Here is a 23,568-nt window from a genome sequence, read left to right on the forward strand (position 1 = left end):
ACCGATGCCCGATACCGAGTAGTCCGCTCATGAATACACGCACGAAATCACTCTTTGCGGCGCATGCGCTATTGCCCGAAGGCTGGCGCACCGACGTGCTGCTCGAATGGGACGCCACAGGTACGCTCGTGGCGGTCACACCCGATAAGCGCGATGCGCCCGCCGACGTCGCGCGCGCCGCCGGACCGGTCATTCCCGGCATGCCGAATCTTCATTCGCACGCGTTTCAGCGCGCGATGGCCGGACTCACCGAGTTTCGCGCGAACCCGACCGACAGTTTCTGGAGCTGGCGGGAACTGATGTATCGCTTCGCCGCGCGCATCACGCCCGAGACGCTCGGCGCCATTGCGCGCTGGCTGTATGTCGAGATGCTCAAGGCTGGTTACACGTCCGTCTGCGAGTTCCATTACGTGCATCACGCGGAGGATGGAACGCGCCATGCAAACCCCGCCGAGCTTGCGCAACGCGTGGTGGATGCGGCGAGCGAAACCGGCATCGGCATGACGATGCTGCCGGTGCTCTATCAGTTCAGCGGCTTCGGCGAAGAGCCGCCTCGCGACGATCAGCGGCGCTTCGTCAATACCACCGAAGGCTATCTCGATCTGCTAGCCGCGTTGCGTCATGCCCGACCCGAACACGGCGCGCTGCGATACGGCGTCGCGCCGCATTCGCTGCGCGCGGTGTCGGAGGCGTCTCTGCGCGTCGTCATCGAAGCGTTGAACGACATCTCGCCTGACGCGCCGGTTCATATCCACATCGCGGAGCAAACAGCGGAAGTGGATGCTTCGCTTGCCGCGCTGGGCGCGCGGCCCGTGCAATGGCTGCTGGATCGTTTCGACGTGAACGCGCGCTGGTGCCTCGTGCATGCGACGCATATCGACGCCAGCGAAACCGCTGCGCTCGCGAAAAGCGGCGCCATTGCGGGCCTGTGCCTCACCACCGAAGCGAATCTCGGCGACGGGATTTTCCCCGCGAACGAATACCTCGACGCAGGCGGCGCTTTCGGTATCGGCTCGGATAGTCATGTCGGCGTGGACTGGCGCGCGGAACTGCGACTGCTCGAATATGGCCAGCGTCTGTCGCGGCGGCAGCGTAACGTGCTGGCATCGCACGAAACGGCGCAGGTTGCCGATCGCCTGTTTCGCGACGCCCTCGAAGGCGGCGCATGCGCGACCGGCCGCGCAGTCGGCGCGCTCATGCCGGGGGCGCGCGCGGACTGGATTGTGCTCGACGCCGATCATCCGAATCTCGCGGAACAGACGAGCGCGACGTGGCTCTCTTCCGTCGTATTCTGCGAACACGGCGAATCGCCCGTGCGCGATGTGTTCGTTGGCGGCGAGTGCGTGATCCGTGAGCGTCGGCATCGCGATGAAGCGCGGCATTATCGCGACTATCGTGCGGCGCTTGCGCGGCTTTTTGCCGGCGCTTGAATCTACACAGTATCGCTGTCGTGCCGGTCGTTGGAGGGCGTGCCGATCGTCGCGCTCCAAGCGGCGTCGAACGTATCCGTTGCGGCTTATTCGATGCGCCTGCGCGTGGAAATGGCGGACGCCGTGGAAATGACGAGATCCGCGAAGCGCTTTTCGTCGCGATCGGCCTGCCAGCGCGAACGCGCCACCGCAATGTTCACCGCGCCGATGCCTCGGCCGTGCGCATTGGTGATGGCGGCCGCAGTGGAGATGTCGCTGACGAAATATTCGTCCTCCGTGTGCGCATAGCCCTGCTTGCGAATCTGTGCAACACGCTCCTTGATCTTGCGCGGCTGATACACCGTGGAGGCCGTATAGGGCACGAGGTTGGTACGCGAGAGAATGTCGTCGATCTCGCCGTCCGCGAGCGTGGCGAGGATCGAGAGACCGGGCGCCGTGCAATAAGCCGGCAACCGCGAGCCGGTGATGACGTGCGCGTTGAACACGTTGCGGCTCACGATGCGCAGCACGAAAACGATGTCCGTGTCGTCCAGCACGGTGAGATTGGTGGCCTCTTCCGTCTCCGATCCGAGTTGCTGCAGATACGGCGTGGCGCGGCTCACGAGATCGTTCGACGTGAGGTAGTGATAGGTGAAGTCCAGCAGCCGCGGCGACAGTTCGTACTTGCGGCTGTCGGGGTCCTTGAACAGATAGCCGAGCGCCGCCAGCGTAAAACTGAAGCGCTGCGTCGCGCTCATGTCGAAGCCCGTGATGGCCGAGATTTCCGAAAGCGACAACTGCCGCTTGCTACCGTCGAAAGCCGTGAGCACCTTCATGGCCTTTTCGACGGACTGCACGTACAGCGACGACGCAGTTGCGTCCACCGCCTCGCCCGCCCCTTTCGCGGCGGCGTTCTTGCGTTTTCGCGGGGCTTTGGACTCGTCGCTCATCTCTCGTATGCTTTTGTCGTCGATGGCAAAATTATCGCATAGCCCTATTACCCTATCTGAATGCGATAACTCCTCAGGCTTTCACGCTGGCCAGCCAATCCCACGCGTCTTCCACGCTGCGCGACAGCAGATGCTTCTTGATGCGTTCGCTCGCCGTCAGTTCGAAGCCCGGCACCGCGCGGTAATAACGCGGCAACTGAAAACTCGCGAGGCGCTCTCGCGCCCATAAGTGCAGCGTTTCCCAGTCCACCGGCTCGTCCTTGAACTGCACGTTGAGCAGAATGTCCTGCTCGCCGACCGCCGACGCCACGCCCATCGCAGCGCTCAACCGCACCGCCGGATGCGTCGCGAAAACGCGTTCGATCTCCCATGCCGACACGTTCTCGCCGCGCACACGCATGCTGTCCGTCTGCCGGCCGACGAAATACAGATCGCCATCGGCGTCGCGGCGCGCGCGATCGCCCGTGTGCAATTTGCCGTTGCGAAGCGCAGATTTCGTCGCCTCGGGATTCTTCAGATACGCTGGAAAAAAGGTCCCTTCCACTTTGCTCGACAGCACGATCTCACCCGCCTCGCCTGGCGGCACCGGCTGGCCGTGTTCATCGAGCAATTCGATATCGAGCCACGGCAGCGCGCGGCCGATGGACCCCGGCTTGCCGGTAACGTTCGCGGTAGCGAAGCTGGAACACTCCGTCATGCCGTAGCACTCCCGCAGACGCACCTTGAGGCGCGTTTGTATCGGCTCCCACGCAGACGCGCTCACGCCCGCGCCCCACGCCACGCGCAACGAATGCGCTGAAGGCTGCGCGGCTTCGGGCAACTGCATCAGGATATCGAGCACGCCGCCAAGGTAATGCAGTTGCGTCGCGCCCGCACGCTCCACTTGCGGCCAAAACTGCGAAGCCGAGAAGCGCGGCACCGCATGCAGTGTCACCGGTTCGAGGAACGGCAGCAACAGCATCTGCGCGCCGCCGATGTGGCACAGCGGCTCCCACAGGAACAGGCGGTCTCCCTCGCGCACGTCGGCGACACGCAACGCCGCTTCACTCGCAATGCGCATCATGCGATGCGTAAACACGACGCCCTTCGGCGCGCCCGTCGTGCCGGATGTATAGATGATGCACAACGGCGCGTCGACGGGGATCGCCGGCGTGGCGAACGCGGCGTTCATATCCGCCGCATCGAACGCGGGCAGGCGCGTGCGTTTGGACATGCCGCAGTCGATCGATGCCGTGATCGCGTCGAACTCGCCGTCGATGACGAAGAGTTTCGGTTCCGCATGTTGCAGCAGATATTCGAGACCCGACGCGCGCAACTTGATGTTCACCGGCACCCAGACGAGGCCGCTCAACACGAGTGCGTAAATCAGATGGATGTGTTCGGGACTGTTGCCGAGCATCACCGCGACGCGATCGCCCGGCACGAGCCCCTGACCCGCGAACCAGCGTTGCAATTGCACGATATGACGCGAGGCGTCCACGCACGAGATTGCATGATCGTCGAAGTGCACGACGGTGCGCGCAGGCGTGGCGCGCAATCCGGCCGCGAGGAGCGGCGCGCAATCGAGTTCGTCGTTCGCGTGCCGGTGGCCAAAGTATTCTGAATAACGATGCATGTTCGAATCGGGTTATGGACTGCTTTTATGGCTGGGTGTCGCTGAATGGTGTCGAAATCAGCGCGCGCGGCGCTTGATCCACGACGACACCGCCACCACCAGCGCGATCAGCACGATCAGCGTGGTCGATACCGCCGCGAGCGTGGGCGTCACGGCCAATTGGATGTCGTCCCACATCTGTTTGGGTAGCGTCGAGTTGATGCCGCCGCTCACGAAGATCGCAATGGTGAGATCGTCGAAGGAAACCAGAAATGCGAACAGGAACGCCGCCGTCACGCTCGCCATCAGAAGCGGCAGCACGATCGACGTGATACGCCGCAGCGGCGATGCGCCCATGACCCGCGCGGCATCGTCCAGACGCCAGTCGAAGCGCTGGAAGCCGGCGGCAAGCGTCACCACTACGTAGGGAATAGCGAGCACCGTATGCCCGATCACGAGCCCGAGGTTGGTGCCCGTCAGCCCGAAGCGTCCGAACAGATACAGGAGCCCGACCGCCACCACGATACGCGGCACGATCAACGGCGCGACCAGCAGCGCGAACACCGGTTTGCTGGCGCGGCGCGGCATGCGCGTCATCGCGAGCGTCGCGCCGAAGCCGAGCAGCAGCGACAACACCGCGGTGCCGAATCCCACTTCGAACGATCGGATGATCGCGCTGTGCCACACGGGCGAATCCATGAAGGTGCCGAACCACTTGCCGCTGAAAAGCTTCGGCGGGAACGCGATGTAGTCGCTCTTCGTGAACGCGTACGGAATCACCGACAGCACCGGCGCGACCAGCACCACCATGATCGCGCAGGTGTAGACGCCGAGCGGACTGGCTGCGCGCGCGGCGGTATCCGCATGCGGATTGCGGCGCATGAGAAACGGCGCGAAGAGGCGGCCGGCCAGCATCAGAACGGCGAGCTTGATGCCTTGCGCCCGCGAGCCGCGCGAACGCTCGGTGACTTCGCCCGTGAGCGAAGTCAGGCCGACCATGCGGTCATAGACGAAGAAGATCACGATCGAGCAGACGAGCAGCACGGTCGAGAGCGCGCCGGCGAACCGCATGTCGAAGAGTTCGAGCACGGACGAGATCACGAGTTGCGCGATCATCGTTTCCTTCGGCGATCCAAGCAGCGCCGGCACGATGAAGAAGCCGAGACTCGAGATGAACACGAGCAATCCCGCCGCCGCGACACCCGGCGACGACAAGGGCAGAAACACCGTGAAAAAGCTCATGCTGCGTTGCGCGCCGAGCGTTTCGGCGGCTTGTGTCAGACGGTCGTCGATACCGCGCATCACAGGTAGCATGGTCATCACGGCGAGCGGCATCATGGAATGCACCATGCCGATCAGGACGCCGGTCAGCGACGGAATCGTACCGCTCGTTTCCCGCACGAGACCGAGCGACAGCGCGATGGTCGACAGCACGCCGGTCTTGGAGAGCAGCAGCATCCACGCATAGGTTTTGACAAGGTAGCTGGTCCAGAACGGCAGCATGATCCACAACAGCCAGCGTTCGCGCACGCGTTCCGACAGACGGCTCAACATGTACGCAACCGGATAGCCAAGCAGAATGGACAACGCCGCCGTCATGAACGAGATGCCGAACGTAATCCACAATACCTTGGCATAAACCGGCGTGCGCGCGATGCGTTCGAACTGCGAGAAACCGTATTGCCCGTCCGCGCCGACGAGTCCGCCTTGCAGAATCTCGCCGACCGGCACGATGAAGAACACCAGCAGGAACAACAAGGTCGGCACGATAGGCAGGATGCGCAACGTGCGCGCGGTCCACACGGACCGGCCGCGCCGCGAGCCTTCGTTCTCGCGTTGCGCGTGAAGTGCGATGGTCATATGCGCGTCCTCAGCCGTGCAGCAACGTGGTGCGATACGGGTCCCACACGAGGCCCACCCTTTCACCGATGCGTGGCGACAGGCTGCGCTCGCAGCGCACCGTGATCTCGCTGCCGTCGTTCATGGCGAGTTGCACGCGCGTATCGCTGCCGAAGAAAACGACATCGGCGATGGTGCCGTCGATGAAGCCGCTCTTCGGTTCCACGAGGCGCGGCGCCTCGGGACGCAGCAACAGCGTGTGGCGCGTCGACGGTGCGACTTGCGCGTTCATCGGCAAGGGAATGCGTCCGCCGGCGGCAAGCAGAATGGGCTCGCCGCCCTTGCCGCGCGTGTCGTCGAGCGCGCCTTCCAGCAGATTCGAGTGACCGATGAAGCCCGCCGCGAATCGCGTCGCCGGGCGGTCGTAGAGATCGGCGGGCGTGCCTACCTGTTCGATGCGCGCCTGATTCATGAGGCAGATGCGGTCCGAAAGCGTGAGCGCTTCGTCCTGATCGTGCGTGACGTAGACGAAGGTCGCGCCAAGCTCTTTGTGCAGACGGCGGATTTCCGACTGCATATGCTCGCGCAGCTTCTTGTCCAGCGCGCCGAGCGGCTCGTCCAGCAAGATCACCGACGGACGATACGCAAAGCATCGCGCCAGCGCGATACGCTGCTGCTGGCCGCCCGACAGTTCCTTCGGAAAGCGCTTGGCGTATTCGGTCATGCGCACCATGGCGAGCGCGTCGTCCACGGCGGCGCGCACGTCCTCGCGCGACTTGCGCCGCATGCGCAGACCGTATGCGACGTTGTCCCACACGCTCATGTGCGGAAAGAGCGCATAGCTCTGAAACACCATGCCGATGCCGCGCTTGCCCGGCTCGACATGCGTCACGTCGCGGCCATCTATCTCGATACGCCCCGCGCTCGGCGCAACGAGCCCGGAGATCATCTGCAACAACGTGGTCTTGCCCGAACCCGAGGGACCGAGCAGCGTCAGGAACTCGCCCGCCTGCACGGCGAGGTCCGTCGCTTCCAGCGCGATGGCGTCGCCATAACGCTTCGCGATGCCGATTGCCTCGAGTTTCGAGCTCATCTTCCGCTCCTTACGAAATGATCCACGAATTGAACCGCTCGGTGACCTTCTGGCGATTCTCTTCCCACCATTGCGGACTCGGCAGCTTCATGTCCTTGATGTTTTCCGGCGCCGTCGGCAACAGCGCGGCACGCTCCTTGTCGATGGTCTCGAACGACTTCTTGTTGGTCGGTCCGTAAGCCAGCGTGCGGGTGAGCGCGGCCTGGCGCTTCGCATCGGCGCAAAAGCGCACGAACTGCCTGGCTGCATCGGCGCGCGGCGTGCCCTTCGGAATGCCCCAGCCCTCGATGGAATACAGGCCCTGATTCCACACGATGTTGACCGGCGCGCCCGAATCCTTCGCGGCTTGCGCGCGGCCATTCCAGGTCGAGATCATGTCGACGTCGCCGCTCTGGATCGCCTGCATGGCCTGCGCGCCCGAGGTCCACCAGATGGCGATATGCGGCTTGATCTTGTCGAGACTCTTGAAGGCGCGATCAACATCAAGCGGATAGAGCTTGTCGAGCGGCACGCCGTCGGCCAGCAGCGCCTGCTCCAGCGTGTCAAGCGGACTGCGCCGCAGGCAGCGGCGGCCGGGAAATTTCTTCACGTCCCAGAAATCCGCCCACGACTTCGGGCCGTTGTCCTTGAACTTGTCGGCGCGATAGGCAAGCACCGTCGAATACACGTCCACACCAAGCCAGTTCGGCGTGATCGCCTCGGGCATGATGTCCGGGAAGTCGCTCGCCTTCAGCCCGATCGGTTCGAGCAGCCCTTTCGACTCGAGATACGGAATGTCGGCGGACAACGTGAGCGTGGTCACGTCCCACACGTAGTTCTTGGTTTGCACCATCGCCGCGAACTGCGCCACCGGTTGCGATTCGCGCGCGACGCTCACCACCTTGATGCCGGTGGCTTTCTCGAACGGATCGTAGAAGGCCTCGCGATACGCCGTCGTGTACGGGCCGCCCGGGTCCGACACCACGATCTGCTTACTCTGCGCGCGTGCTGCAAGCGGCATTGCGCCAGTTACGGCTAGCGCAAGCGCGCCTTGCAGGGCGCGGCGTCGCGTCGGGTTGAAGTCTTGCGTCATGTTTCAGGTCTCCCGCACAGGGATTGAAAAGGAACGGCTCGGCTTCAGCCCGATTTATTTGGCGCGCTTTTTGAAGAACGCTTCCATCATGCGAGCCGGCTCCCCGGAGTCGTACGCTTCGCGCTGAATGCGCATGCCCGCTTCGATGCAATCGACGAAACCCGGCTCCGTCATCTCGCGAAAACGCTGCTTGTCCAGACGCATGGCGACCGGTGGCTTGTCCGCGAGTTCGGTGGCGATTTCGAGCGCCTTCTCGAACACCTTTTCTTCCGGCACGAGGTGATGCATGAGACCGATGCGGTGACACTCCTCCGCGTCCATCAGGCGACCGGTGAGCGTGAGTTCGATGGTTCGCGACATGCCGAGCATCGAGTTCATGATCCACGGACCTGTGGTGCTGGCGATACCCGCGTTGATTTCCGGCTGACCCATGCGCACGCCCGGATGACCGACGCGAATGTCGCCGAGCAGCGCGACCTGAAATGCCGAGCCGGCGGCCGTGCCGTTGAGCGCCATGACGAGCGGCTTCTGAAGGCCGCGCAGCGCGGCGTAGTAGCGCTGCCATTCCTTGACCCATTCCACGGCGCGCTCGCCGTCGAAGTCGTGCGCTTCCGACAGATCCTGCCCCGCCGAAAATGCGCGGTTGCCGGCGCCGGTCATGATGATCGCGGCGACCTGATCGTCGTCGTTGTAGCGATCGAGCGCGTCGATGATCTTGTTGCGCATCGGCGTGGTCCACGCGTTGAGGCGCTCGGGACGATTCAGCGTAATGACCGCCACGCGGCCATGACTGGAAAACAGGACGTCTTCACTCATAATTATCGCATCGCAATAGTTGATGGTGAATGGCAATATAGGCTGATCAAAATTACGATGCAAGCGGGTTTACGAGATGGACTGCGGCCGGTTGCCGAGAGACGCTTGCACTTAGGCGTTGAGCCGTTGGTCAACGCATCGCAACACGGCGTTCTCGCTAACCGCTCTGCCCGCAGAATGCGCATGGCCCGCATGGCGGCGATGAACCGCGCCCGCCGCGTACTGACCGCGCGCGGTGTCGCAGGCGATATCCGCGACCGACATGGCCCGCAGCGACTCAGACGTTCTTAGGGGTTGTCAACGCGGGCTCCCTCTCCGGCGCCGCGCGCCAGAAGAAGTTGGAGCAGCCGGCCGTAGCGAAGACGGTTGCGCAAATGGCGGAACGTCTAGGCGCGCGTCTGCCGCTGCGTTCGACACGAGGGCTCGCGCCGGCGGAAGCCGGTCAGCGCTTTATTTGCACGCGCGCCGGAGCAGTCGCCAATACGACTCGGGATGCTGGCGGCTAGATGATGGATGGATCGCTTGACGCAGTGAGCGGCTCGCGTGGGAACGAGGCGTGGACCACTTTCCAGGTTCCCACGCCTCGCGCCGTATTTTTTAGTTTTGTCCTCGCGCTACCACGACATCGCGGAACCGAATCTTCCGGGGCAATCCCCACGCGATGAGCACAGCCGTAATCGCGCACACCACGGCGATTGCATAGAGTCCCATCGACGGGCTCCCCAGCAGGTCCTTGACCTTGCCGACCATATAAGGCGCAACGATGCCGCCGAACTGTCCAAGCGAGTTGATCAACGCAAGCCCGGCTGCCGCCGCGGCACCCGTCAGCATTCTGGCCGGGAACATCCAGAAAATGCCGAACGAAGCGATGACACCCGTAGCGGAGATGCTGAGGCCGAGCACGAGCAACACCGTATGGCCGGGCCATGTGGCGCTGATCAGATAGCCGAGTGCCGCCGCGATCGCGCAGCCGGCCAGATGCCAGCGCCGCTCACCGGTACGGTCCGAACTATGACTGATGAGCACCGTGCCAGCCATTGCCGCGAGATAGGGAATCATCGTGATCAGACCGATGATGAGCGGGTCGCTCGTGCCCGCGCTCTTCACCAGTTGCGGCATCCAGAAGAGGAAGCCGTAGATCCCCATGCACAGCCCGAAATAGATCAGTGAGAACAGATAGATCACAGGCCAGCGCAGCGCAACGAGGAACGAATGCGTGCTGTCGACCTTGCGGTCGCGCGAGAGGATCGAGGCAAGAAGCGTCTTCTCCGCAGGCGTCAGCCACTTGGCGTCTTCCATCCGGTCATCGAGCACGATCAGCACCACGATGCCGAGCAGAACCGACGGCAAACCTTCGAGCAAAAACAGCCACTGCCAGCCGGGCATGCCGTTCAAGCCATCGAAGAACTTTAGGATGCCGCCGGAAATCGGGCCACCGATGATTCCGCACAGTGCAATCGCCCCGAAAAAATACGAGTTCACGCGACCGCGCCGTTCGGCGGGAAACCACTGCGTGTAGAAGTAGAGCACGCCCGGCACGAACCCGGCTTCGAGTGCGCCGAGGAGAAAGCGCAGGATATAGAACCAGGTTTCGTCGCGCACGAACATCATTGCCGCCGACGCGATGCCCCACGAAATCATGATGCGCGCGATCCAGCGTCGCGCACCGGTGCGCACCATGATCGCGTTACTTGGAATCTCGAACAGCAAATAACCGACGAAGAACACGCTTGCGCCAAAGCCGTACGCGGCGTCGCTGAAGCCGAGTTGGGCCTGCATTTGCAGCTTGGCGAAACTGATGTTCACGCGATCGAGGTACGCAACCACGAAGCAGGCGAGGATCAAGGGAACGATACGTCGGGTTACTTTATTGAAGAGGTGCGCCTCGGCAGCGGTATCCATCTCCGGTATTTCGGTCAGCGTTTCGAGCATACCTGTCTCCATCGATTTGTTTTGTCTTCTAATTGCGGGGCACCGGTTTCCAATCAACCAGTACACGCTGCGCTCGCCCGATTGTCTAGCCGCGTCCTATGAACGGCATCTTGGTTGCCATCACCGTCATGAACTGCACGTTCGCGCCGGGCGGCATGCTTGCCATGTAAGCGACGGATTGCGCCGCATGCGCCAAGTCCATCGTCGGCTCCGGCGCTCGCTCGCCGTTTGCCTGAAGAACGCCACCGGCCATTCCTGCGGCCATCTCTGTCAGAACGTTGCCGAAATCGATCTGACAGACCGCGATGTCGTACTTGCGCCCGTCCAGCGCGCAGGCCTTCGTCAAGCCACTGACTGCGTGCTTGCTTGCCGTGTAATCCGCGGAATGAAGACGCGGCGTATGCGCCGACAAGGAGCCGTTGTTGATGACCCGGCCGCCTGGCGGGTTATTTGCACGCATCCGGCGAAAGGCGGCTTGCGTGCACAAAAGCGTGCCGATCACATTGATATCGAGCATCGTGCGAAAGCGCTCTATCGAAAGATCCTCGACCGACACGCCTTCCACGCCCACTCCCGCGTTGTTGAAAAGCAGATCGAGGCGACCGTAGCGCTCCTGCACCGTGTCGAAGAGACGTTGTACCGATGCCGAGTCGGTGACATCGGTGGCAATGGCCATCAACTTGCTGGCGGATTCGGGAACGTGTTGCTCGTAGTCTCGAATGACCGCGTCGAGCGCCTCTTGCCGACGTCCGGCGAGCGCGACACACCAGCCATCGTTCGCGAGCGCGTGCACCGTTGCCCGACCAATACCGCTGCCTGCTCCCGTGACGATGGCTACGCGCAATGTCTTCTCTGTGTCGTGTCGAGTCATGACGGCTTCTGTTTGTTCTCGTCTGCGGTTGGCCCGGAGCGGTTTATCCGGCATGGATAGGCACTTATGACTTTGCAGTGAATCTAGCGAAAACTTTACAGGCCGGGTACTGAGACTTTTTGATAGCGGTATGACTTTGCGTTATACCGGACGCTGTCGATTCACACTGCAGATGACGGCCCATTCGGCGCGAGAGCCAGTCCCCGTCTGCGTTCCCGAGGCGGCAACCACCCCGTAATCCGAATCGAGAACTTCCCTGCTTCGTCACAATCGCCCTTGCGCATAAGGGAATGTGCGTAGTACGACCGTATCGTTTCGAAAAGAATGGTTCGGCGGCTCGCATATCGATTACGAGCCAGCTTGCGCAACCGCGGTTTCGGTAAAAAGGTGCGCCCCCGACGCCACGGCGGAACAAATCCCCTCTCGCTCATTCATGTTCTATCGCCGGGAGCCGTTATTGGATACATGGAGCATCGCATCAGGCACTGTGCGCTCAAGCGACGCTTCATACCCAGAGCCTGAACCGTAGGCCCGGGTACACGATGAAGCTTCTGCGCATTCAAAACCTTCGGATTCGTCAACTGAGAGAGACGACTACCGATGCAGACGACCAATCGGTACACCGGGCAAAGACACCACAACGTTGAACCCGAGGATCAAATCATGACGCACTTCTTCAAGCGCTATCTCAAGGATACGCGCGGCATTACCGCGATTGAATATGGCCTGATCGCCGGCGTACTTGCGCTCGGCATCATGACGTCCGTCAGCGGCGTCGCCACTCAACTGTCGACCACCTTTTCCGCCATCACGACCAAGCTCTCTACGATCCACTGAGCGTGGGCGGCGTTCTCTTCGGGAGTTTCGTGAGCCTCGACCCGGCAACGCTAGGCTAGTCGTAGATCCCACAAGACATCGAGTACCTGTCGAGTGGTGCGCTCAACGTGCCCCACACGGTGTGCAATGCCTAGCCGACGCCACAATGCCGGGCGCAGCGGACGCATGACGACGCGTCCGTCGGGCGATGGCGTCGTGGCCTCATGCGGCAGAAGCGCCGCGCCGTAACCTGCCGCCACGAGACTCTTGATCGCGTCGTTGTAGTTCAGCTGAATGCGCGGCGTCGGATGATGACCCGCCGTCGCAAACCACTCCGCTGTCAGACGCGAGAGACGCGTAGTCGCATCATTCAATATGAGAGGCCGAGCGGCCAGCCAATCAGGCGTGACACGGGCGGGACAACGCCAATGCGCGGGCACGAACGCCATCACCGGGTCGCGGCGCCAAGGCTTTATCACGAGTCCGGCCACGGGGAGTTGAGGCAGCGCGACCAGCCCGACATCCAGTCTCCCATCCGCCAATTGGGACAGCGTTTCATGCGACGTGAGCACCGCAAGCTGAATATCGATTGCGGGATTGTGCTGGCGCAACACGTCGAGCGCTTGCGGCAACAAGTGCGCGATCACGCCAGTCGACGCACCGAGCCGCACCCGCCCTTCGAGTCCCTGCACCTGGCGTTCGATATCGTCCAACGCCTGCTCCGCATCGGCCAGCAGCCGACGCGCGCGTTCCACCAGCAACTCTCCTATTGCCGATGGCCTGACCTGCCCGCGCTTGCGTGACAAGAGCGGCGCCCCAATGCGGTCTTCGAGTTCAGCGACATGCAAACTGACCGTCGGAGGCGCCAGATGCAGAGCGCGCGCTGCATCGGCAAATGAGCCCCGCTCGGCAACCGCGATGAGAGTGCGCAAACGGTCAAGGCTGATCTCTCGCATATTGGCGTCCAAATTCAGAAAAGTTGAATGTTCAAGTCATGAAATTCGAATTTTCTTATTCTAACGATTGGATGAACATAGGCGCTCGTTCTGCTCGTTACCACCACTCGGAGTATCCCGCGTATGAGCGCCCCCATTGTTTTCATCGATGGCGACCAAGGCACCACCGGATTGCAAATCCACGAACGGCTGCGTGATCGGACCGACATCACGCTGTTCACGCTTGCCGCCGAAGAACGCAAAGACGCACGCCGTCGCGCGGAAGCCATCAACGCCTGCGACATTGCAATTCTTTGCCTGCCCGATGCCGCCGCACGCGAGGCAGTGGACGCTATCGTCAATCCTGCCGTCAGAGTCATCGACGCGAGTTCGGCCCACCGCATACAGCCGGGCTGGACATACGGCTTTCCGGAGATGACGGCAGGACAAGCCGATCGCATCGCAAGCGCCCGTCGCGTCACCAATCCCGGCTGCTATCCGACAGGGGCAATTGGCTTGCTGCGTCCGCTGTTGCAGGCCGGACTGATACCAGGCGGCTATCCTGTCAGCATTCATGCGGTATCCGGCTACTCGGGACGCGGTCGTGCCGGCGTGGAGAAACACGAAGGTAAAGATGCCGTCAACGCGCCTTCATTCCAGGTATATGGTCTGGAGCTCGCGCACAAGCACACGCCGGAGATCCAGGCGCATGCCGGACTCGCGCAGCGCCCGATTTTCGTGCCTGCGTATGGTGCGTTTCGCCAGGGCATTGTGCTGACGGTGCCGTTGGAGTTGCGGCTGCTCGCATCCGACGTGGATGGCGCCACGTTACACGCTTGCCTCGCGCGCCACTATGCGGACGCGGCCCACGTGCATGTCTTGCCGCCGCATGAATCGAGCGTTTTGCGGCATCTCGATCCTCAGGCGCTGAACGGTACGAACGACATGCACCTGAGCGTATTTTCCAACGTGGAACACGGGCAGGTTCTGCTGTCCGCGGTGTTCGACAACCTTGGCAAAGGGGCATCCGGCGCTGCGGTCCAGAACCTGAACCTGATGCTTACGCGGCAATGCCAAGGGTGAACTCAGGCGATGACCTTTTGCTCTCCAGCGGCCTCGCGCATGCGACGTGCTTCGTCGCGCAGGAACTGCTGGTAATCGTCCAGATCGCCGTCGAAGGGTTCGACGCCGCCCTTGGTCACGAGCCAGAACTCGTCGCATACCGCGCGCAGCAGGGACCGGTCATGACTGACCAACATCACCGTGCCTTCGAATTCGTTGAGTGCCATGCCTAGCGCTTCGCGTGTGGCCAGGTCGAGGTGGTTCGTAGGCTCGTCGAGCAGCAGCAGGTTAGGACGCTGCCATACGATCATGCACAGCACGAGCCGCGCCTTTTCGCCGCCGCTCATCGTGCCGACTGCCTGATGCACCATGTCGCCACTGAAGTTGAAAGTACCTAGGAACGTGCGAAGCGATTGTTCGGTGCCACTTTGGCCGGGCGCACGCATGTTCGCGGGCGTGTCCTTGGCAAGGCGGATCATGTGTTCCAGCGGCGTGTCGAGAGGACGCAGCACGTCGAGTTCTTGCTGCGCAAAGTAGCCGATGTTCAGGCCCTTGCCTTCGCTGATTTCGCCCGCAATCGGCGCGAGTTCGTGCGCCACCGTCTTCACCAGCGTGGACTTACCCTGGCCGTTGGCACCGAGAATACCAATGCGCTGTCCGGCCAGCACCGACCGGTTGATGCCTCGCACGATGACCGTCGGCGGCGTGCCGGGCTCGGCATCGCTCGGCGCCGGGTAGCCGAAGGTCGCGTCCAGCATCGACAACAACGGGTTCGGGACGTTGAGTGGCTCCTTGAACTCGAAGTTGAACTCTGCGTCGGCGAGCACGGGCGCGATCTTCTCCATGCGTTCGAGCGCCTTGACCCGGCTCTGCGCCTGCTTCGCCTTCGAAGCCGTTGCCTTGAATCGGTCGATGAACTTCTGCAGGTGGGCGATCTTGTCCGCCTGCTTGGCCATCGAGGCCTGCTGCAACGCCATCTGCTCGGCGCGCATGTCTTCGAATTTGCTGTAGTTGCCGCCGTAACGCACGAGCTTGGCGTTATCGACGTGGACCGTTACCTGCGTGACCGCATCGAGGAATTCGCGATCGTGGCTGATCACGACCAAGGTTCCCTGATAACGCTTGAGCCACGCCTCCAGCCAGACCAGCGCGTCGAGGTCCAGGTGATTGGTCGGTTCGTCGAGCAACAGCAAGTCGGACGGACACATGAGCGCGCGCGCCAGTTGCAGCCGCATGCGCCAGCCGCCGGAAAAACTATTGACCGGCTGGCTAAGTTGCGCAGCACTGAAACCGAGCCCCAGGATCAGCGCTTGGGCACGCGCGGGGGCATCGTGCGCACCGGCGTCGTGAAGGGCCATGTAGGCGTGCGCCATGCGCATGCCATCGTCGTCGGTCTCCGCGGCGGCGACTTCGATCTGCGCGGCCAGCAACACGGTGTCGCCTTCAATTACGAAGTCGGTCGCGCTCTGCTCGGTCTCCGGCATCTCCTGCGCGACCTGGCCCATCTTCCAGGCAGCAGGAATCGAAAACTCGCCACTGTCCTCGTGCAGCGTGCCATTGAGAAGGCCGAAGAAGGACGACTTGCCGGCGCCATTGCGCCCTACGAGGCCGATCTTTTCGCCGGGGGTGAAGGTGACGGACGCGGAGTCGAGTACGACATTGACGCCACGGCGTAGCGTGACATTACGGACGGAAATCATAGAGAGCTACTTCGGAGAGGATAGGCATGATAGCCGACCGAGCGCGCCAAGCCTGCTTTTTTATGAACATGCGAGTCTCGGATCGCGCGCGATATTCAATCGATGTCACGATTTTCGCGAAATGTCCCCGTTAGCGCTTGTCATTCACTCCAAAGGTGCAAGCCATTGAAAATATGGCCTGACGTGCGGGTAATTCAACACGTCCGTTCGCATCATGCCTTAAAAGAAATTCGCATTGCGGGCGCTCATTAATAACACGTATGGGCTTTTTTTACGGTTGAGCGCCATGAATTACCCACTTCTACACTGACGCTCAAGCAAATCACTCGCGATCTCTGGCTAATCGCTCCAAGAAAAGTGGCTTAGTCGGAACATACTACCTATATAGTTAAAATATCCAAACCGTGTGGTGTAAATGCGACCTTCTCGCAAGTTGATCTGGATAATCTTCGTTTGAACCCGAGGGCCGATAACGACTGATCGAGAAGAGCAGGAAATGCTGGCTCGTCGTTCGGTGCGGTTCACTGGTAGAGAGCCGAGACGGCCCATCAGTGCTATTACCCGCGATTTTCGCGGGTTTTTTTTCGCCTTCAAGTTTTGAGAGGCGCAATTTAATTGGTGCGCCGCGCGGCTGCCTCGATTCGTCGTGTACCGGCGACAAGCGGCCTGCATTTTCCAGATGCGAAAACTGCCCACCGTCGATGCCCAAGTACATCGCATAGTCCGACCTACTCGTTAAAACCCTGGAACGACATAAAGCGAGCCGTCCGGTTTCGATCTCGACGTGTCCGGACATGTCATTTCCGGATGAATCGCGTAAAGTTTCATCGTTCGATTCTCCAACTCGTCATGACAGCCCAGGGTCCAAACTCTTTAACCATGCATGAACTCATTCAGTCGCTTGGCGACATCGTCGGCAGCCAGTTCGTCTTCACGGGCGCCACTGAAACGCGCCGCTTCCGGCAGGGTTATCGCTATGGCAGCGGCCAGGTGTTGGCGGCCATTCAGCCCGGCACGCTGGTCGAAATGTGGCGGGCGCTTCAGGCCTGTCATCGTGCAGGGACTATCGTCATCTGTCAGGCGGCGAACACCGGGTTGACGGGCGGGTCGACGCCTGCGGACGGCGGCTACGACCGCCCGGTCGTCGTGCTCAACACCATGCGATTGCGGCGACTGGACGTGATTCGAAACGGCGAGCAGGTCATCTGCCAGCCGGGCGTGACGCTCGATCAGCTTGAAAAGCGACTGCACCCGCTCGGCCGCGAACCCCATTCGGTGATCGGCTCAAGCTGCATCGGCGCTTCGGTAACGGGCGGCATCTGCAACAATTCGGGCGGCTCGCTGATTCGCCGAGGACCCGCATTTACCCAATTGTCGATCCACGCGCGCGTCACGGCGGACGGCGAGCTGAAGCTCGTCAATCATCTGGGAATCGATCTGGGCGACTCCGCCGAAGTCATACTCGGCCGTCTGGACGCGGGCGAATTGCCGGACGATATTCCGGCAGCCGCAGGGCTGCTCGCTTCGGATAACGAGTACAGCACCCATGTGCGCGACATCGATGCGTCCACGCCCGCGCGCTTCAATGCCGACCCGCGCCGGCTCTATGAAGCATCGGGCTCGGCCGGACACCTTGCGGTTTTCGCTCTGCGGCTCGACACCTTTGCGGCGGACGAACAAACCCAGGTGTTTTATATCGGCAGCAACGACGCCGCTGAGCTGGAAACCATACGCCGCGACATACTAAGTGGCTTCCGTAGTCTACCGATCGCCGGTGAGTACATGCACCGCGGAGCGTTCGATATCGCCCGTCGCTACGGCAAGGACATGTACATGTACATTCGTGCGTTCGGCACGGATAAGGTGCCGCATGCATTCGCGGCGAAGAGCAGGTTCGACGGGTTCACCGAGAAAGCGCGTCTTGGTAACGGCATCAGCGATCGGCTGTTGCAGGCGGCGAGCCGGCTTTTGCCCGAGCATCTGCCGCGCCGGCTCATCGAGTATCGCGACCGGTTCGAGCATCATCTGTTGCTGAAGATGGGCAACGACGGTGTGCACGAAGCGCGAACCTACCTCGAATCGCGTTTTCCGTCGCAACAGGGTGGCTATTTCGAATGCACGCCCGAGGAAGGCAAGGCGGCTTTCCTCAGCCGCTTCGCGATTGGAGGCGCCATGGTGCGCTATCGGGCAGTCCATTCGCGAACCGTGGAGGACATCGTCGCGCTCGACGTTGCGCTCCCACGGAACACGACCGACTGGTTCGAACGGTTGCCAGCGCATATTTCGAAAGACATCGAATTCACGATGTATTGCGGCCACTTCTTCTGCCACGTTCTGCACCAGGAATACCTGGTGAAGAAAGGTGTCGATTGCGACCGGATCAAGGACGACATCCTCGCTCTGCTCGCCGCGCGGGGTGCCGAGTATCCCGCCGAACACAACGTCGGTCACCTGTACGAAGCGAAAGCGTCTCTTGCACGGTTCTACGAAGAACTGGACCCGACCAATGCCTTCAATCCAGGCATCGGCAAGACCTCGCGGCTCTTCAACTGGGGACGATCATCGGCCTACGAGTGCGCATGCGAGTCGGATCACGAGGTGCTACAAAGAGAGCAGTAAGCGTCATTGCACCCGGCGTGTTCGGCATGATCTTTTCGATGTCGTCGCTCGGCCAAACGACCACTGCTTGTTCGTCGGCCGTCGGGACGCTTCGTTGGCCACGATGCTTTGGCCGATGGAGCGACCGGGTTGCCACATCGACCGGCCGATGCCGTCATGCGCCAAGATGCAGCGCTGTAGCGGGAGTCGTCTCAACGCGTGTGCTGAGCAAGCGACGGCTGTCATGCGAAGCTCAAGCCGAAGCCTCATGCCCGCGAGCAATCCCGGCAACCCCCATCTGATCCCCGAACTGCAACGCAGCCAACTGCGCATAAAGCGGCGAACTCAAGAGCAGCTCCGCATGACGACCCTGCGCGACAATACGCCCCTGTTCCAGCACGACGATGCGATCGGCCTGCTGAACCGTCGCAAGCCGATGCGCAATGACGAGCGTCGTGCGGTTGTGCGCCGCGTTGTCCAGCGCCTTTTGCACGAGCCGTTCGCTGGCGGCATCGAGGGCACTGGTGGCTTCATCGAGCAGCAGGATGGGCGGGTTCTTCAGAATCGCGCGGGCAATCGCAATACGCTGGCGCTGACCGCCTGACAATCGCACGCCGCGTTCGCCGAGAAACGTGTCGTAGCCTTCCGGCAGTTCCTCGATAAACCCGGCCGCGGCGGCCATGTCGGCGGCGCGCTGCACTTGCGCGAGCGTGGCGTCCGGCGAGCCGTAGCGGATGTTGTCGATCACGCTGCCAGAAAAGATCACCGATTCCTGCAGCACCACGCCAATCTCCTTGCGCAATTCGACGAGCGGCACATCGCGCGTCGGCACGCCGTTGATCAGAATGCGGCCTGACTGAGGATCGTAGAAACGCAGCAGCAGTTGAAACAGCGTGGATTTTCCCGCGCCGGATGGCCCGACCAACGCGACATGCTCGCCCGGACGAACCCGCAGCGAAAGCCCCGAAAGCGCGGCAATACCCGGCCGCGACGGATACGAAAACCCGATATTCTCGAAGCGGATGCCCTCGCCTCGCGCGGGCAGCGTGACCGTGCTCTCGGCCTCCACGACCGGCGAGCGTGCGGCGAGCAATTGCAGCAAGCGTTCGGTGGCGCCGGCGGCGCGTTGCAGATCGCCCCATACCTCGGCGACCGCGCCCACGGCGCCCGCCGTGAACACCGCGTAGAGAATGAACTGGGACAACTGGCCCGCCGTCATGCGACCGGCGAGCACTGCCTGCGCGCCTAGCCACAGCACGAAGACGATTGCGCTGAACACCAGCACGATCACCACGGCCGTCAACCAGGCGCGAGCGCGAATGCGCGTGAGCGCGGTTTCGAAAGCGGCTTCCACCGCGCCGGCATATCGTTTCGTCTCGAAAGGCTCTTGCGTGTACGACTGCACGGTCGGCATCGCGTTAAGCACCTCGCCTGCCAGCGCGCTCGTGTTCGCGATCTTGTCCTGGCTCGCGCGCGAGAGTTTCCGCACGCGCCGCCCGAAGATCACGACAGGCGCGACCACGATGACGAGCGTCGCGATGATGTACGCGGATAGCATCGGGCTCGTGACCGCGAGCATCGCCACGCCGCCGGTCAGAAGGAAGAAATTGCGCAGCCCGAGCGACAGGCTCGTACCCACCACCGTTTGAATCAGCGTGGTGTCGGCGGTGAGTCGCGACAGCACTTCGCCGGTCTGCGTGGTTTCGAAGAACTGCGGGCTCATCCGCAGCATGTGGTCGTACACGGCTCGACGCAAATCGGCCGTTACGCGCTCCCCCAGCGAGGAGACGAGATAGAAGCGCAGCGCCGTCGCGGCCGCCAGCACGAGCGAGACGACCAGGAGCGCCAGAAAATATCGATCGATATGCGTCCGGTCGCCCTCGGCGAAGCCACGATCGATGAGGTATTTGAACGCGACCGGCAACACCAGCGTCGCGCCCGCCGATGTCACCAGCGCAAGGAAAGCGAGCGCCCAGCGTCCGGCATACGGACGCAGGAACGGAGACAAAGCGAAGAGCTGTGCGACACCGGAGGAAGAACGCGCAGACGATGAAGACGACGAAGACCTGACAGGGTCGGACATGTAAATTCCCGAGCGGGAGCTGAGATCCACTCGATTGTGCCAGCCCCGCCAGTTCCGCGAGTTCAGCCGGAGATCTCGGGCTCGACCAAGTGCGCCAGTTGCAGCAGCGACTCTTGCCAGCCGAGATAGCACAACTCCGCCGGAATGACCTCGGGTATGCCTTCTTGCACGATGGTAACTTCGGTCCCGCACGACACCTGCCGCAACGAAACGGTGACGCGCATTTCGCCGGGAAGGTTGGCATCGTCGAAACGGTCCGAGTATCGGATCTTTTCGAACGGTTTCAGTTCGAGGTACTCGCCGCCGAAAGACTGGCTCTGGCCCGTGCGGAAGTTGTGAAACGACATCTTGTGAGTGCCGCCCTCCCGCGCATCCATGTGATGGACCTGACAAATTAACCCGTACGGCGGAAGCCACCTTGCGATGGCATGGGGTTCCAGGAATGCGCGGTAGATGCGTTCGGGCGGCGCGCGCAAGACGCGGTGAAGATTGACGGTTCCGGTAGCCATGAAATTCGCCTCGCTTCGAGAAGTTGGACACACTGCTACGACGATGCATCGTCGCTGAATTCGACAGCTTCGGGATCAGGGATAACCCCTGAACGAGCGCCGTGTCGATTCATCCGCGAATCGTTCGTCGTCTATATACGGACCGATCGCGTCTGCCTACCAAGAGGACATCATGCGCAAGCTCATCGTTTCCACGTTCATCAGCATGGATGGCGTCATTCAGGCGCCTGGCGGCCCAGAAGAAGATCGCAGCGGCGGGTTTCGCTTCGGCGGCTGGATCGTGCCTTTTGCCGATAAAGCCATCGGCGACAACTTGCAGGATCTGCTCTCACGGCCGTTCGACTTGCTGCTAGGCCGCTGCACTTACGATATCTTCGCGTCGTACTGGCCACACGTTCCGGCCGATTCGCCCAAGCGCGCGATGGCCGACCTGTTCGACAAAGTGCCCAAGCACGTAACGACGCATCGCGCGGAATCGCTCGGCTGGCACAACAGCCAAGCGCTCGAAGGCAATCTCGCCGATGCAACCCGCGCGCTCTTGCATCAGGAGGGCGCCGATCTGTTGACGTTCGGTAGCGGCGACATGGTGCGCCAGTTGCTCGCGGCGGGCCTCGTGGACGAGCTTCGTCTACTGACTTATCCCGTCTTGCTGGGACGCGGCAAGCGTTTGTTCGCCAACGACGCGCTGCCGTCCGCGTTCACGCTGGCGCGATCGGTGAGCACGCCAGGCGGCGTGCTGGTCACGCGCTATGTGCGCGATGGCGAGGTCCGCACGGGATCGTTCGACAAAGCGGAATGACACGACAGACGCTAGGCCGCTTGCCGCCGCGCTCTCACCCACGCAATCGTCCGCAATGCGATCAACTTGAACGGTGGATTGGAGAACAGCACAAGCGCGCCGAGTGTCAGGCATCCGCAAATAAGGAACGTGCCGCGATAACCAAGCGCGGCCACGAGCACGCCGGACAGCACGCCCGAGAGAATGGAACCCACGCGCGACGCATTGAAGAAGAGCGCCGTCGCGGCGCCTGGCGTGCGCGGCATCAGGTCCTGAATATAGGTCATGCCGAGACACGACGTCACCGAGACCACGAACGCATTGAACGCCTGCATCGGAATCAGGAACTGAACGCTTTGCGAAGCGGCGACCGCGATGAAGTACACCACATGCACGGCCGCGCACGAGGCGAGCCAGCGCTGCTTGTTAAGGCGCGAGCCACGCGCGCCGAGTACGAGCATCATCGGGATTTCGAGCAACGCGCCGAGGCCGAGCATGACGGACACGTCGATACGCGAGCCATGCATGCCATGCACGACGTAGAGCGGCAGAACAATCATCGTGGCACTCGCGGCGAGTCCGATAAGCGTGAGCGCAATGGTCGCGCGCCAGATCTCGGCGCGCGTGTGCGGCGCGCCTTCATGCGGCGCGATCACTTCCTCGGTCTCAGGCGTCGTGACTTCGAGCAATGACGATGGATCGCCCGCGTAATGCGCGGGGGCGCTGTGCGGGTCGCCCTTGGGGGAGTCATGCATCCGCCAGACTATGGCCCCGCACGCCGCGAAGCACGCCGCCGCAAACAAAAAGAGTCCGTAGAAGCCCGCGCCTGCCAATACGAGCGCGCCGACGGACGGCCCGAATACCCAGGCCATGGAAAGCACGGTGCGCAGCGTGGCGAGCGCGAACGAGCGCTCCGCTGCGTCATCGACGGGCAATGCCGAGCGCGCGAACGAGAACACCAGCGACATGGCCGAGCCACCGGCCCCGAGAAACGCGATGCCGACCACGACGAGCGAGACGAAGTTGCGCAGGAAGCACATCAGCAAGAAGCCGATTGCCGATGCGATCAGCGCACCAAGCAGCAACTCTCGATGATGCCCATGCTTGTCCGACCACTTGCCTGCCAACGCGCTGGCGACCACGCCGCTTGCCGCGATGACCGTCATGAAGACGCCGAGTTGCAGCGGCGTCATGTCGGCCTGCTCGACGCTGAACAGCGACAAGTACGGCGCGGTGAAAGAGAGCGCAACGCCGAGCATCAAAATGGCGCCGGCTAGCGGCAAGAAAAACGGGATACGTGCAAGACTGATAAAGCGAGTATTCATTTCGTCTCTGATCGAACGGTGTCGCGACACACAAAGGCCACCGCGAATTATGCGCCGCTCGCGCGACAAGCGTATCCCGAACCCTTCGCGAACATTCGCCTCGCCTGCTCGACAGTCACACGAACGTCATCTTTCGATCGTAATAATGCGCGGCGGGTTTTTGTGTCGTTGCAAGCTGCGCGCCGG

The 23,568-nt window shown here is 62.0% G+C and carries 20 protein-coding genes; 6 read left to right on the forward strand and 14 right to left on the reverse strand.

Features of this window, described 5'->3' with window-relative positions:
• The first annotated feature begins 29 nt into the window (after positions 1-29).
• Positions 30-1,430: a formimidoylglutamate deiminase gene (locus P9292_RS39360; protein ID WP_309965017.1), complete on the forward strand. Its 1,401-nt coding sequence runs from the start codon at positions 30-32 to the stop codon at positions 1,428-1,430.
• A gap of 86 nt (positions 1,431-1,516) precedes the next feature.
• Here the strand turns inward: P9292_RS39360 and P9292_RS39365 are convergent, their stop codons facing one another.
• The 6 genes from P9292_RS39365 to P9292_RS39390 all read right to left on the reverse strand — a co-directional run bounded on the left by P9292_RS39365 (position 1,517) and on the right by P9292_RS39390 (position 8,773).
• Positions 1,517-2,359, reverse strand: a complete 843-nt coding sequence (locus tag P9292_RS39365) for an IclR family transcriptional regulator (protein WP_250494786.1) — start codon at positions 2,357-2,359, stop codon at positions 1,517-1,519.
• 73 nt (positions 2,360-2,432) lie between these two features.
• Entirely contained in the window at positions 2,433-3,974 is a 1,542-nt protein-coding gene (locus P9292_RS39370) for an AMP-binding protein (RefSeq protein ID WP_309965020.1), read from the reverse strand.
• Positions 3,975-4,031: 57 nt separating this feature from the next.
• On the reverse strand, positions 4,032-5,813 hold the full coding sequence (locus tag P9292_RS39375; RefSeq protein WP_250469538.1) for an ABC transporter permease subunit: 1,782 nt from the start codon (positions 5,811-5,813) through the stop codon (positions 4,032-4,034).
• Between the two features lie 10 nt (positions 5,814-5,823).
• On the reverse strand, positions 5,824-6,885 hold the full coding sequence (locus tag P9292_RS39380) for an ABC transporter ATP-binding protein (protein ID WP_309965023.1): 1,062 nt from the start codon (positions 6,883-6,885) through the stop codon (positions 5,824-5,826).
• Between the two features lie 10 nt (positions 6,886-6,895).
• On the reverse strand, positions 6,896-7,957 hold the full coding sequence (locus tag P9292_RS39385; protein ID WP_250469540.1) for an ABC transporter substrate-binding protein: 1,062 nt from the start codon (positions 7,955-7,957) through the stop codon (positions 6,896-6,898).
• 54 nt (positions 7,958-8,011) lie between these two features.
• Positions 8,012-8,773: an enoyl-CoA hydratase/isomerase family protein gene (locus P9292_RS39390; RefSeq protein ID WP_250469541.1), complete on the reverse strand. Its 762-nt coding sequence runs from the start codon at positions 8,771-8,773 to the stop codon at positions 8,012-8,014.
• 338 nt (positions 8,774-9,111) lie between these two features.
• On the opposite strand from P9292_RS39390, the gene P9292_RS43390 reads away from it, so the two are divergent.
• Positions 9,112-9,279, forward strand: coding sequence for a LysR family transcriptional regulator (locus P9292_RS43390; protein ID WP_409015530.1), 168 nt, complete (start codon positions 9,112-9,114; stop codon positions 9,277-9,279).
• A 91-nt stretch (positions 9,280-9,370) separates the two neighbouring features.
• On the opposite strand, the gene P9292_RS39400 is transcribed toward P9292_RS43390, so the two are convergent.
• Both P9292_RS39400 and P9292_RS39405 read right to left on the reverse strand, forming a co-directional pair.
• Positions 9,371-10,705, reverse strand: coding sequence for an MFS transporter (locus P9292_RS39400; protein WP_244831439.1), 1,335 nt, complete (start codon positions 10,703-10,705; stop codon positions 9,371-9,373).
• An 85-nt stretch (positions 10,706-10,790) separates the two neighbouring features.
• Positions 10,791-11,576: an SDR family oxidoreductase gene (locus P9292_RS39405; RefSeq protein ID WP_309845815.1), complete on the reverse strand. Its 786-nt coding sequence runs from the start codon at positions 11,574-11,576 to the stop codon at positions 10,791-10,793.
• 663 nt (positions 11,577-12,239) lie between these two features.
• Here P9292_RS39405 and P9292_RS39410 point away from each other — a divergent pair.
• Positions 12,240-12,413, forward strand: coding sequence for a Flp family type IVb pilin (locus P9292_RS39410; protein WP_244831949.1), 174 nt, complete (start codon positions 12,240-12,242; stop codon positions 12,411-12,413).
• Positions 12,414-12,463: 50 nt separating this feature from the next.
• Here P9292_RS39410 and P9292_RS39415 read toward each other — a convergent pair whose 3' ends face one another.
• A complete protein-coding gene (locus P9292_RS39415; protein ID WP_250528235.1) occupies positions 12,464-13,348 on the reverse strand; it encodes a LysR family transcriptional regulator in 885 nt (294 codons plus the stop codon).
• A gap of 123 nt (positions 13,349-13,471) precedes the next feature.
• On the opposite strand from P9292_RS39415, the gene argC reads away from it, so the two are divergent.
• Positions 13,472-14,410 carry an N-acetyl-gamma-glutamyl-phosphate reductase gene (argC, locus tag P9292_RS39420; protein ID WP_309965028.1) on the forward strand — a complete coding sequence of 313 codons (939 nt, stop codon included), beginning with the start codon at positions 13,472-13,474 and terminating at the stop codon, positions 14,408-14,410.
• Positions 14,411-14,412: 2 nt separating this feature from the next.
• Here the strand turns inward: argC and P9292_RS39425 are convergent, their stop codons facing one another.
• Positions 14,413-16,089 carry an ABC-F family ATP-binding cassette domain-containing protein gene (locus tag P9292_RS39425; protein WP_244831443.1) on the reverse strand — a complete coding sequence of 559 codons (1,677 nt, stop codon included), beginning with the start codon at positions 16,087-16,089 and terminating at the stop codon, positions 14,413-14,415.
• Between the two features lie 388 nt (positions 16,090-16,477).
• Positions 16,478-16,885 (reverse strand): hypothetical protein, encoded by a 408-nt coding sequence (locus tag P9292_RS39430; protein ID WP_309965032.1) that lies wholly within the window; start codon positions 16,883-16,885, stop codon positions 16,478-16,480.
• An 83-nt stretch (positions 16,886-16,968) separates the two neighbouring features.
• On the opposite strand from P9292_RS39430, the gene dld reads away from it, so the two are divergent.
• The gene (dld, locus tag P9292_RS39435) at positions 16,969-18,708 is read left to right on the forward strand and encodes a D-lactate dehydrogenase (RefSeq protein ID WP_309965035.1); all 1,740 of its coding nucleotides are present in this window, start codon (positions 16,969-16,971) and stop codon (positions 18,706-18,708) included.
• 232 nt (positions 18,709-18,940) lie between these two features.
• On the opposite strand, the gene P9292_RS39440 is transcribed toward dld, so the two are convergent.
• Both P9292_RS39440 and P9292_RS39445 read right to left on the reverse strand, forming a co-directional pair.
• Positions 18,941-20,770: an ABC transporter transmembrane domain-containing protein gene (locus P9292_RS39440; protein ID WP_309965038.1), complete on the reverse strand. Its 1,830-nt coding sequence runs from the start codon at positions 20,768-20,770 to the stop codon at positions 18,941-18,943.
• A 62-nt stretch (positions 20,771-20,832) separates the two neighbouring features.
• On the reverse strand, positions 20,833-21,279 hold the full coding sequence (locus tag P9292_RS39445) for an SRPBCC family protein (RefSeq protein WP_244831447.1): 447 nt from the start codon (positions 21,277-21,279) through the stop codon (positions 20,833-20,835).
• Positions 21,280-21,451: 172 nt separating this feature from the next.
• On the opposite strand from P9292_RS39445, the gene P9292_RS39450 reads away from it, so the two are divergent.
• Complete coding sequence (locus tag P9292_RS39450) at positions 21,452-22,078, forward strand: dihydrofolate reductase family protein (RefSeq protein WP_309965041.1); 627 nt, start codon at positions 21,452-21,454, stop codon at positions 22,076-22,078.
• An 11-nt stretch (positions 22,079-22,089) separates the two neighbouring features.
• Here P9292_RS39450 and P9292_RS39455 read toward each other — a convergent pair whose 3' ends face one another.
• Complete coding sequence (locus tag P9292_RS39455) at positions 22,090-23,382, reverse strand: sugar efflux transporter (protein ID WP_309965044.1); 1,293 nt, start codon at positions 23,380-23,382, stop codon at positions 22,090-22,092.
• Positions 23,383-23,568: the final 186 nt, after the last annotated feature.

Origin of the sequence: Caballeronia sp. LZ001, from assembly GCF_031450875.1 — a bacterium.
GTDB lineage: Bacteria > Pseudomonadota > Gammaproteobacteria > Burkholderiales > Burkholderiaceae > Caballeronia.

Excerpts from the sequence above, each read along its gene's own strand:
- P9292_RS39430 (WP_309965032.1), bottom strand. The coding sequence starts at position 16,885 with ATGTCCGGACACGTCGAGATCGAAACCGGACGGCTCGCTTTATGTCGT.
- P9292_RS39400 (WP_244831439.1), bottom strand. The coding sequence starts at position 10,705 with ATGCTCGAAACGCTGACCGAAATACCGGAGATGGATACCGCTGCCGAG.
- P9292_RS39440 (WP_309965038.1), bottom strand. The coding sequence starts at position 20,770 with ATGTCCGACCCTGTCAGGTCTTCGTCGTCTTCATCGTCTGCGCGTTCT.
- P9292_RS39405 (WP_309845815.1), bottom strand. The coding sequence starts at position 11,576 with ATGACTCGACACGACACAGAGAAGACATTGCGCGTAGCCATCGTCACG.
- P9292_RS39450 (WP_309965041.1), top strand. The coding sequence starts at position 21,452 with ATGCGCAAGCTCATCGTTTCCACGTTCATCAGCATGGATGGCGTCATT.
- P9292_RS39425 (WP_244831443.1), bottom strand. The coding sequence starts at position 16,089 with ATGATTTCCGTCCGTAATGTCACGCTACGCCGTGGCGTCAATGTCGTA.
- P9292_RS39415 (WP_250528235.1), bottom strand. The coding sequence starts at position 13,348 with ATGCGAGAGATCAGCCTTGACCGTTTGCGCACTCTCATCGCGGTTGCC.
- P9292_RS39380 (WP_309965023.1), bottom strand. The coding sequence starts at position 6,885 with ATGAGCTCGAAACTCGAGGCAATCGGCATCGCGAAGCGTTATGGCGAC.
- P9292_RS39375 (WP_250469538.1), bottom strand. The coding sequence starts at position 5,813 with ATGACCATCGCACTTCACGCGCAACGCGAGAACGAAGGCTCGCGGCGC.
- P9292_RS39370 (WP_309965020.1), bottom strand. The coding sequence starts at position 3,974 with ATGCATCGTTATTCAGAATACTTTGGCCACCGGCACGCGAACGACGAA.
- P9292_RS39365 (WP_250494786.1), bottom strand. The coding sequence starts at position 2,359 with ATGAGCGACGAGTCCAAAGCCCCGCGAAAACGCAAGAACGCCGCCGCG.
- P9292_RS39455 (WP_309965044.1), bottom strand. The coding sequence starts at position 23,382 with ATGAATACTCGCTTTATCAGTCTTGCACGTATCCCGTTTTTCTTGCCG.
- argC (WP_309965028.1), top strand. The coding sequence starts at position 13,472 with ATGAGCGCCCCCATTGTTTTCATCGATGGCGACCAAGGCACCACCGGA.
- dld (WP_309965035.1), top strand. The coding sequence starts at position 16,969 with ATGCATGAACTCATTCAGTCGCTTGGCGACATCGTCGGCAGCCAGTTC.
- P9292_RS39390 (WP_250469541.1), bottom strand. The coding sequence starts at position 8,773 with ATGAGTGAAGACGTCCTGTTTTCCAGTCATGGCCGCGTGGCGGTCATT.
- P9292_RS39410 (WP_244831949.1), top strand. The coding sequence starts at position 12,240 with ATGACGCACTTCTTCAAGCGCTATCTCAAGGATACGCGCGGCATTACC.
- P9292_RS39445 (WP_244831447.1), bottom strand. The coding sequence starts at position 21,279 with ATGGCTACCGGAACCGTCAATCTTCACCGCGTCTTGCGCGCGCCGCCC.
- P9292_RS39360 (WP_309965017.1), top strand. The coding sequence starts at position 30 with ATGAATACACGCACGAAATCACTCTTTGCGGCGCATGCGCTATTGCCC.
- P9292_RS39385 (WP_250469540.1), bottom strand. The coding sequence starts at position 7,957 with ATGACGCAAGACTTCAACCCGACGCGACGCCGCGCCCTGCAAGGCGCG.